Source organism: Intrasporangium sp. (genome assembly GCF_035280925.1).
Taxonomy (GTDB): Bacteria; Actinomycetota; Actinomycetes; order Actinomycetales; family Dermatophilaceae; genus Intrasporangium.
Window position 1 is genome coordinate 1 of the sequence record NZ_DATEEY010000044.1, and the last position, 8,447, is coordinate 8,447.

Here is an 8,447-nt window from a genome sequence, read left to right on the forward strand (position 1 = left end):
GCGCCGAACTGGTCACCATCGGACCCGGAGACCGAGAGCACCTCGCCCGTCGGGGTGCGGCGGATGAGGACGTGGCCGAGCTGCAGCGCCTTGCGCGTGACGAGCTGGGTGGTGCCATAGAGGGCGATGAGCCACTCCCGCACGATGATCGTGTGGTAGACGATGCCGCTCAGCGCTCCGACGACCGTGACGGCAGCGAGCACCAGCACCCAGCGGATGGTCGCGGAGCTGTCGCCCGGGACGATGCCAGCATCGATGGTACGGCCGACGATCCAGGGCCCGAGCGCCTGCGGGACCATCCAGACGAGCGCGACGAAAAGGCCGGCCCAGTAGAGCGCGCCCTGCTGGCGGACCATCCACCAGAGGAGGGTTCGCGGGGTGCGGGTGTCCGGCTCGTCGTCGCTCGTGGCGCGGTCGGTGAAGGCCCGGAAGTCGGGTGGGAAATCTCGCATAACCCATCCAGCCTAGGTTGGCGCCGTGATGCGGCCCCACCGGTTTTCCAGCGCGGGCCGGGTCCCGTCGAGTGTGCACTTCGCGCCGGAGGTGCGTCCCGGTACGTCGAGTGCGCACAAAGTCCCGCCGCAGCCCAGTCGAGTGCCCAGCAAGTCCCGCCGCAAGCGGCCCGGTTGAGTGCCCACAAAGTCCCGCCGTGGCCACGAATGGCGATCTCAGATCCAAGCTGCCCGCTTCGCATTCCGCTGCCACGCGAGCTCCATGGCGTGGCGAGAGAAGAAGCGCGGCTCGGCCTCCGTCAGGTTCAGACTGTCGACGTCGAGCTCAAGGGCATCGGCAAACCGAGTGATCGTGGCATGACGTGCCTCTGTGTCCTTCACATCCAGTCGCCAGATCTCCAGCACCAGCCAGCCGTCACTCTCCAGCAGCTCACGACGCACCTCATCGTGGGCCTTCTGCTCCTCGCTGGAGTGGAACTTCTCCCCCATGTACTCCCCGATGACCTTGATGACGCGGCCGTCGGGAAGGACGATCTGCCAGACGAGGTCCCCGTACCCAAGCAAGAGGTTTGGATCCCAGCTCGCATAGACGGGCTCGTTTGGGAGAGGCTCCGGCAATCCCACTCGCACGAACATCAGGCGGCACTGGGTCTCTCGTGGTGACCATGACCCCACCCGGATGTAGCCCAAGGCCTCTAGGAGGGCCTTCTTTCCGCGTGGTCTCGTTCGTTTGGCCAGCGCCCGCCTCAACGGCGCAACCGAGTCGAGCCGCGTGGCGCATGCGTCCCCGACGACGATGAGGTCGTCGAGCCCGACCGGCTTGGCTCGACCGACCAGCTCGCCCAGATCGACCCAGGTATCCGCAAGGTCGACGACCCGCAGACCTCTCACGTCGACGACGGCACGAGAGTGCAACATGCGGTGTCCCACGACCCCCTCACGCCTGACATGGGCTTGGTCGATGGGCCGGATGATGTGCAACCGGTCGTCCTCCTCCATTGCGTAGGACAAGGGCAGTTCGTGGAGCTGGGCCGCTGTCAGGTGAGAGAACGCTGCGGTTTGTGGCAGTGCAAGCGAATAGGCCCTCGCCCGGCTGACCAGATCCGCGGGGGCCGCCGCGGTCCTCACACCTCGGGTTGGACGGTGCAGCGTGCGGGAAAGGAGCTGCCTGCGGGTGAGGCCTGCCGAGCGACCTGCCACGACCGTGAAGGCAGGTTCCAGGCCTTGCGTCTTCAGGTTGAGTGTCACAGCTCAACCGTTGGGCCCTGGTCCGCCGACGGCGAGGGCCGTGTCGGCCCAGGGGGACGGGCCTCTGTTCGACCACGGGATGTGGACAACCTGCTCCAACCCGGGACTTACTGGGCACTCGACTGGGAGCCAACCCGGGACTTACTGGGCACTCGACTGAAAGCCAGCCCCGGGACTTACTGGGCACTCGACTGAAAGCCAGCCCCGGGAGTTACTGGGCACTCGACGAGGAGCCGGCCCAGCGGCATACGGCCTCTTGGTTGATCTGGCCAGCGGGGCCGTTCCTGTCTGTGGAACGACCGTGTCGGAGCAGCGCGCGGACAGCGAGTCTCGTACTGACGCCACGCGGAAGTGGCGCACGAGAACTGAACGCGAAGGAGCGCCGGTGCCGAACCTCAGGATCCATCCGACGGGCGAGGTCGTCCACCTCGAGCCCGGAGACACGATCCTCGGCGGCCTCTTCAAGGCGGGTTACGCCTACACCGTCGGCTGCCGTCGCGGCGGCTGCGCCATCTGCAAGGTCGACCTCCTCGAGGGAGAGTTCGCCTACAACCGTCCCGTGGCCGACTCGGTGATCACCGAGGAGGAGAGCACGGACGGCACGTGTCTGAGCTGCCGAGCAGTCCCGGTCTCGGACGTCACCATCGAGATGCGTGACGCGTGTCTGCGTCTCGTCAACCCGTTCCTGCGCCAGATCAACGAGAAGGCCCGGCAGCGCGCCGAAGCCCTGGCAGCCGGCACCACCAACAAGGAGTAGCAATGGGAATCCTGCGAATGGGCTACGCCCACGTCCGGGTCACCGACCTGGCCGAGGCGAAGCAGCACTACGCCAACACCCTCGGCCTCTACGAGACGCATGCTGAGGACGGGAAGATCTACTACAAGGGCTGGGACGAGTGGGACCACCACTCGCTCGTGCTCGAGGAGGGCGGCGTCGGGGTCGTCAAGTACGGCTTCAAGGTCGAGAAGCCCGAGGACATCGACGACATCGAGCAGAAGGCCAAGACCTTCGGGCTCACCGTCGAGCGCATGTCCAAGGGTGAGAACGCCGAGGTCAGCGACGGGATCCGCTTCACCACCCCGTCCGAGCACGTCTTCGAGGTCTACCACTCGCAGACGCTGATCGGCACCGAGGTGGGCACCCACAACCCGGAGGCCTTCCCCCGCCACCTGGTCGGTATCGGAGTCCCCGGCCTGGACCACTCGCTCATCCTCGCCGAGGACGTGCGCACGATGGAGAACATGCTGACCGACGTCTTCGGCTTCTACGCGACCGAGCGGGTCCAGACGGACCTCGAGGACAACGACGCGCACTACATCGCGACCTGGATGACGAGCAACAACCAGATCCACCAGATCGCCGTCCTGGAAGGCCCGCAGTCCAAGCTGCACCACGTCGCCTTCAAGCTGCAGGACTGGGCCGAGGTCGGCCACGCCGGCGACCTCATGGTCATGGACGACGTGCCGATCGACATCGGCCCGACGCGTCACGGCATCACCCGCGGCCAGACGATCTACTTCTTCGACCCGTCGGGCAACCGCAACGAGGTCTTCGCCGGCGGCTACATGGCCTACCCGGACCGCCCGACGGTCAAGTGGACGCCCGACCAGATCGCGAGGGGCATCTTCTACCACGCCCGCGAGATGAACGAGCGCTTCACCACCGTCTCCACCTGACCCGCCGATCCCACCGACCGTCACCCCCGAGGAGGTTCGCCATGACGTGCAGCCCGTTCACCACGCAACAGCTCACGTTGACCTACGCCGGAGCGCGCGCCGTGCTCGAGGCCTCGGCCGAGCGCGCCCACCTTCTCGGGGTGGCGGTCAACATCGCCGTCACGGACCGGGCCGGCAACCTGCTTGCCTTCGCCCGGCTCGACGGCGCCCCCCTCATGTCGGCGAGCATCGCCCAGGACAAGGCCTACACCGTTTCAGCCTTCAACGGGATGCCCACGCACGAGTGGTTCCAGGCCATCTCGGACGAGCCCGCCCTGCGTGAGGGAATCGTCCACCGTGACCGCCTCGTCATCTTCGGCGGCGGCGTCCCCCTCGTCCGCAACGGCGAGACCGTCGGCGCCGTCGGCGTCTCGGGCGGAACCGCTGAAGAGGATCGAGAGATCGCCGAGGCCGGCTCCCACGTCGTCCGGGACGCCCTCGCGTTGGCCGGCGCACCGAAAGGACAGCGATGACCCCGTTCATGCTCAGAGTGGTCGACACCGTCGGAGGCCTCGACGAAGACGTCGAGCCCATCGCACCGATGCCCATGACCCGGATCAGCCAGCGCATCGCAACCGGCACCGGCGCTGACCGGCAGGTCGCCATCCGCTCCCTCGCCGAGCAGCTCGTCTGCGAGGCGAACGCCGTCCTGCCCTCGTCCCCCAGGGGTGGCGACGAGCACCTGACCCTCTTCGACGAGACCCTCCCCCACGAGCTCGCCTTCAACGTCGGCTACCGGGGTCGTGCCGCCCGGGTGTCGACGACCTTCGAGGACGGCATGGCCTACGGCCGCCTCGTCGGCGACGGGTTCGAGTCGGAGCTCCCCCAGGAGCTGGACGGGCCGGACGCTCTGCCCGACCTGCTCATCCGGCTGCTCGTCGAGTCCCGCTGACTGTCGACCAAACCTGATCCGCTGCACCCGCAGCGCCACGGGACGCTCTCCGGAGCGCTCCCCATCCGAGCCTGCCCGGGCTCGTCCGTCCCCGCCGTCCAAGCCGATCGCGCTCCCACGGGGGCGCTCTGCCCCTCCCAAGGAGGCCCATCGTGCAGTACGAGCTGCGCACCCAGGTCATCGAACCCCAACGCAAGACCTTCGACCACCTCGTCGCGAGGTTCGGGGACCGCCCCGCGTCTCGCTACGAGGAAGGTTCCTTCGACATCCAGGCACGGGAGAACTTCCAGTACCGGCCGGTCTGGGACCCGACCAAGGACATCTACGACGAGGCCTTCAGCGTCCTCCGCCTCACCGACCCGTACTCCTTCACGGACCCGCGCCAGTACTACTACGCGCCCTACGTGACCTCACGCGCCGCCATGGCCGACGCGTTCGGCGCGACGCTGTCCTACCTCGAGAGCCGGGACCTCCTCGAGCGCCTGCCCGACGCGTGGAAGGACCTGCTCGCCCAGCTCGTCATCCCGCTGCGCCACTACGAGTCCGGCGCCCAGCTCATCTCCACTGCCGCGGCCCGTTTCGGCTTCGGAACGACGATCACGCAGTGTGCGGCCTATGCCGCTTTCGACCGCATCGGCAACGCCCAGATCATCAGCCGACTCGGGATCTCGCTCGACGGCGGCACCGCGGGCCTGCTCGAGGATGCCAAGCGGGCCTGGGTCGAGGACGAGGCCCTCCAAGGCCTGCGCCGGCTCGTCGAGGAGACGATCATCGAGAAGGACTGGGCCCTCGCGCTCATCGCCCTCGACGTGACGGACCAGCTCCTGTACCGACTCCTCTTCTCTCACCTCGACGAAGCCGCCCTCACCGGCGGCGCGCCCGCCTACAGCCTCGCGGCGCAGCACCTGACCGACTGGTTCAAGGACCAGCGGCGCTGGCTGGACGCGCTGTACCGGGTCTGGGTTGCCGACCCGGAGCTCGGCACCATCAACGCCGACATCATCGCGAGCACCGTGGCGAGTGCGGTCGACCGCGCCGTCACCGCGCTCCGTCCGCTCGCTGCCCGCGCCGACGCCCTCGTGGCCGGTGGTGCTGTCGCCGCCCTCGAGCAGGTCGCGGACGAGGTCCGCGCCGCGCACGCCGTCCCCCAGGAGGCCTGACATGACCGACACCGCCAGCTCCACGACCCCTGAGGTCGCCGCCACCCCGGCCCGCCCGGTCGGCGTCGACATCCAGGAGTCGGAGACCAACCGCGCCGTCGTCGAGGCGATCGAGGCGGACAACCCCGACTGCGCCGTGCAGCACATGCCCGGCCTGGTCCGCATCACCGCGACGGGTCGCCTGGTCATCAACCGGGTGACCGTCGAGGACCGCCTCGGCCGCGAGTGGGAGACGCACGAGTTCCAGATGGCGATCGTGTCCTACTTCGGCCACATCAAGGAATGGGATGACGACGAGATCGTCATCGCCTGGGACCACTGAACCGGCATGAGCGCTCGAGAAGGAGACGACCAATGACCATCGCCCCCAAGGCGCCGCGCAAGCTGTCGATGAAGCAGCGATACCAGGCGCTCACCCGTGACCTCGACTGGGAGCCCAGCTACGTCTCCCAGGACGAGATGTTCCCCTACGTGTCGTTCGAGGGGATCACCATCCACGACTGGAGCAAGTGGGAGGACCCCTTCCGGCTCACGGTCGACGCCTACTGCAAGTACCAGGCCGAGAAGGACAAGCGGCTCTACGCCGTCCTCGATGGCTTCGCCCAGAGCCAGGGCCACCTGTCCCTGACGGACGCGAACTACCTCAACGCGATGAAGATCTTCCTCCAGGGGATCGCGCCCAACGAGTACAACGCGCACCGCAACTTCGCCTACCTGGCGCGGCACCTCGCCGGCCCCGGTCCGCGGTTCGCGGCCCTGTGCCAGTCGATCGACGAGCTGCGGCACACGCAGACCGAGATCCACACGCTGAGCAACTACAACAAGTATTACAGCGGCTTCCACAACTTCTCGCAGCAGCACGACCGCGTCTGGTACCTGTCGGTGCCCAAGTCCTTCTTCGAGGACAGCCTCTCGGCGGGGCCGTTCGAGTTCCTCATCGCCATCGGGTTCTCCTTCGAGTACCTCCTGACGAACCTGCTCTTCGTCCCGTTCATGTCCGGTGCGTCCTTCAACGGGGACCTCCCGACGATGACGTTCGGCTTCTCCGCCCAGTCCGACGAGTCTCGACACATGACGCTCGGCCTCGAGGCGATCAAGTTCCTCCTGGAGCAGGACGAGAAGAACGTCCCGATCGTCCAGGCGTGGATCGACAAGTGGTTCTGGCGCGGCTACCGGGTCACGGCCCTCGTCGCCCAGATGCTCGACTACATGCTGCCGCGCAAGGTCATGTCGTGGAAGGAGGCCTTCGAGCTCTACTTCGAGCAGCAGATGATGGAGGGCCTCTTCAAGGACCTCGCCTTCTACGGCATCACGCCGCCGCGGCACGTCGAGGACGCCATCGCGGAGAAGGAGGTCCTGTCCCACCAGGTCTACTGGATCCTCTACCAGTTCTCCCACGCCGCGGCGTTCACCACGAGCGTCCCGACGGACGAGCACCTCGAGTGGCTGTCCAAGACCTACCCGGACACCTTCGACAAGCACTACCGGGCCCTTTGGGACAAGGAGAAGCGCAACATCGAGGCCGGTGGCCGCCACTTCGTCCGGGGACTGCCCCAGCTCTGCCAGGTCTGCCAGATCCCGATGGGCTTCACCGAGCCGGGTGACCCGACGACGATCTGTCAGCGCGAGAGCGAGTACAAGGGCGAGAAGTTCCAGACGTGCTCCAACGGCTGCCAGTGGATCTTCGAGCGCGAGCCCGAGAAGTACGTCCAGGCCTGGCTGCCGGTCCACCAGATCTACCAGGGCAACTGCGGCGGGCCGAGCCTGCCCGAGGTGCTCGACTGGTACGGCCTGGAGGACGGCGACAACGGCGAGTACCTCGGTTCGGTGGACGAGCTCAACTGGCAGAAGTGGCATGCCCCCGACGACATCAGCCAGCCCGACACCACCGGCGCCCAGGCCTGAGAGGAGACCGACATGGCAGTCAAGAGCATTGGGACGTACGAGTTCCCGTCCCGTTCCCGCCAAGAGCTGTACGGCGACGACCAGCTCGTCCACGTGTGGTTCAAGGACAACCCGTGGTTCTGCGCCGCGGCCTGCTTCCGCGCCCCCAAGGCGATGACGTGGAGTGACTTCTGGAGCCAGCTCGTCGTCCCGTTCGCCGAGGAGGACCCGGACTTCGACGCCGCGGCGCCGCGGTCCTGGGCGCTCCACGGCGAGACCCTCGTCCCGCGTGACGAGTCCACGCTCGAGGAGCTCGGAGTCGTCCACAAGGACGTCATCGCGGTGACGCTGGCCTAGCCACATAACAACTCCGCCGTATGCCGCTGGGCCAGCTCAGCGGCATACGGCACCTTCCGATCACCCCACCTCCCAAGGAGTCCCGCAATGGAGACCTTCACCATCACCGTCGAGCCGCTCGGCCGTGAGATCGAGTGCCGCGAGGACCAGACCATCCTCGACGCCTGCCTGCGCAACGGCGTCTGGCTTCCCCACTCGTGCACCCACGGCACCTGTGCGACGTGCAAGTGCGACGTCGTGGACGGCGACGTGGACCACGGTGACGCGAGCTCGTTCGCGCTGATGGACTTCGAGCGCGACGAGGGCAAGCTGCTCACGTGCTGCGCGAAGCCGCGGTCCGACGTCGTCATCGAGGCCGACATCGACGTCGACGAGGACGTCGAGGTGCACCCCGTGCAGGACTACACGGCGACCGTCGTGGCGCTGGACGAGATCGCCCGGGACACGCGACGGGTCGTCATCGAGCTCGACCGGCCAATGGAGTTCAACGCGGGGCAGTACCTGAAGTTCGAGGTGCCCGGCAAGGACACCGACCGGACCTACTCGATCGCCAACCCGCCCACCGAGCAGCGGCGGCTCGAGTTCCACATCCGGCGGACGCCGGGCGGGCTCGCCTCGGACGGGTGGATCTTCGGGTCCATGGCCATCGGTGACGACGTCAAGGTGTCCGGGCCCTACGGTCGGTTCGTCCTCAAGGTCGGCGACGACCGCGACGCCGTGCTCGTGGCGGGTGGTACC

The 8,447-nt window shown here is 67.3% G+C and carries 10 protein-coding genes and 1 pseudogene; 9 read left to right on the top strand and 2 right to left on the bottom strand.

Annotation, left to right across the window (positions count from 1 at the left end):
* Both VJN29_RS04690 and VJN29_RS04695 read right to left on the bottom strand, forming a co-directional pair.
* Positions 1 to 452: pseudogene (locus tag VJN29_RS04690) on the bottom strand (ABC transporter ATP-binding protein); the annotation flags it as partial.
* A gap of 216 nt (positions 453 to 668) precedes the next feature.
* Positions 669 to 1,700 (bottom strand): hypothetical protein, encoded by a 1,032-nt coding sequence (locus VJN29_RS04695; protein ID WP_324142421.1) that lies wholly within the window; start codon positions 1,698 to 1,700, stop codon positions 669 to 671.
* 385 nt (positions 1,701 to 2,085) lie between these two features.
* Between VJN29_RS04695 and VJN29_RS04700 the strand changes: the two genes are divergently transcribed.
* The 9 genes from VJN29_RS04700 to VJN29_RS04740 form a co-directional block, all read left to right on the top strand.
* The gene (locus tag VJN29_RS04700; protein WP_324142422.1) at positions 2,086 to 2,457 is read left to right on the top strand and encodes a 2Fe-2S iron-sulfur cluster-binding protein; all 372 of its coding nucleotides are present in this window, start codon (positions 2,086 to 2,088) and stop codon (positions 2,455 to 2,457) included.
* Positions 2,458 to 2,459: 2 nt separating this feature from the next.
* Positions 2,460 to 3,377, top strand: a complete 918-nt coding sequence (locus VJN29_RS04705; protein ID WP_324142423.1) for a catechol 2,3-dioxygenase — start codon at positions 2,460 to 2,462, stop codon at positions 3,375 to 3,377.
* Between the two features lie 41 nt (positions 3,378 to 3,418).
* A complete protein-coding gene (locus VJN29_RS04710) occupies positions 3,419 to 3,889 on the top strand; it encodes a heme-binding protein (protein ID WP_324142424.1) in 471 nt (156 codons plus the stop codon).
* Positions 3,886 to 4,308, top strand: a complete 423-nt coding sequence (locus VJN29_RS04715) for a hypothetical protein (protein WP_324142425.1) — start codon at positions 3,886 to 3,888, stop codon at positions 4,306 to 4,308. Before VJN29_RS04710 ends, VJN29_RS04715 begins: the two co-directional genes overlap by 4 nt.
* A gap of 152 nt (positions 4,309 to 4,460) precedes the next feature.
* Positions 4,461 to 5,468 carry a hypothetical protein gene (locus tag VJN29_RS04720; RefSeq protein WP_324142426.1) on the top strand — a complete coding sequence of 336 codons (1,008 nt, stop codon included), beginning with the start codon at positions 4,461 to 4,463 and terminating at the stop codon, positions 5,466 to 5,468.
* 1 nt (position 5,469) lies between these two features.
* Entirely contained in the window at positions 5,470 to 5,790 is a 321-nt protein-coding gene (locus VJN29_RS04725) for an MmoB/DmpM family protein (protein WP_324142427.1), read from the top strand.
* Between the two features lie 32 nt (positions 5,791 to 5,822).
* Complete coding sequence (locus tag VJN29_RS04730) at positions 5,823 to 7,373, top strand: YHS domain-containing protein (protein ID WP_324142428.1); 1,551 nt, start codon at positions 5,823 to 5,825, stop codon at positions 7,371 to 7,373.
* A 12-nt stretch (positions 7,374 to 7,385) separates the two neighbouring features.
* The gene (locus tag VJN29_RS04735; protein WP_324142429.1) at positions 7,386 to 7,709 is read left to right on the top strand and encodes a phenol hydroxylase subunit P4; all 324 of its coding nucleotides are present in this window, start codon (positions 7,386 to 7,388) and stop codon (positions 7,707 to 7,709) included.
* A gap of 87 nt (positions 7,710 to 7,796) precedes the next feature.
* Positions 7,797 to 8,447: 2Fe-2S iron-sulfur cluster-binding protein (locus VJN29_RS04740; RefSeq protein WP_324142430.1), on the top strand; the 651-nt coding region annotated here is incomplete at its 3' end.

Coding starts and splice junctions, on each gene's coding strand:
- VJN29_RS04715 (WP_324142425.1), top strand. CDS start 3,886: ATGACCCCGTTCATGCTCAGAGTGGTCGACACCGTCGGAGGCCTCGAC.
- VJN29_RS04710 (WP_324142424.1), top strand. CDS start 3,419: ATGACGTGCAGCCCGTTCACCACGCAACAGCTCACGTTGACCTACGCC.
- VJN29_RS04705 (WP_324142423.1), top strand. CDS start 2,460: ATGGGAATCCTGCGAATGGGCTACGCCCACGTCCGGGTCACCGACCTG.
- VJN29_RS04735 (WP_324142429.1), top strand. CDS start 7,386: ATGGCAGTCAAGAGCATTGGGACGTACGAGTTCCCGTCCCGTTCCCGC.
- VJN29_RS04725 (WP_324142427.1), top strand. CDS start 5,470: ATGACCGACACCGCCAGCTCCACGACCCCTGAGGTCGCCGCCACCCCG.
- VJN29_RS04730 (WP_324142428.1), top strand. CDS start 5,823: ATGACCATCGCCCCCAAGGCGCCGCGCAAGCTGTCGATGAAGCAGCGA.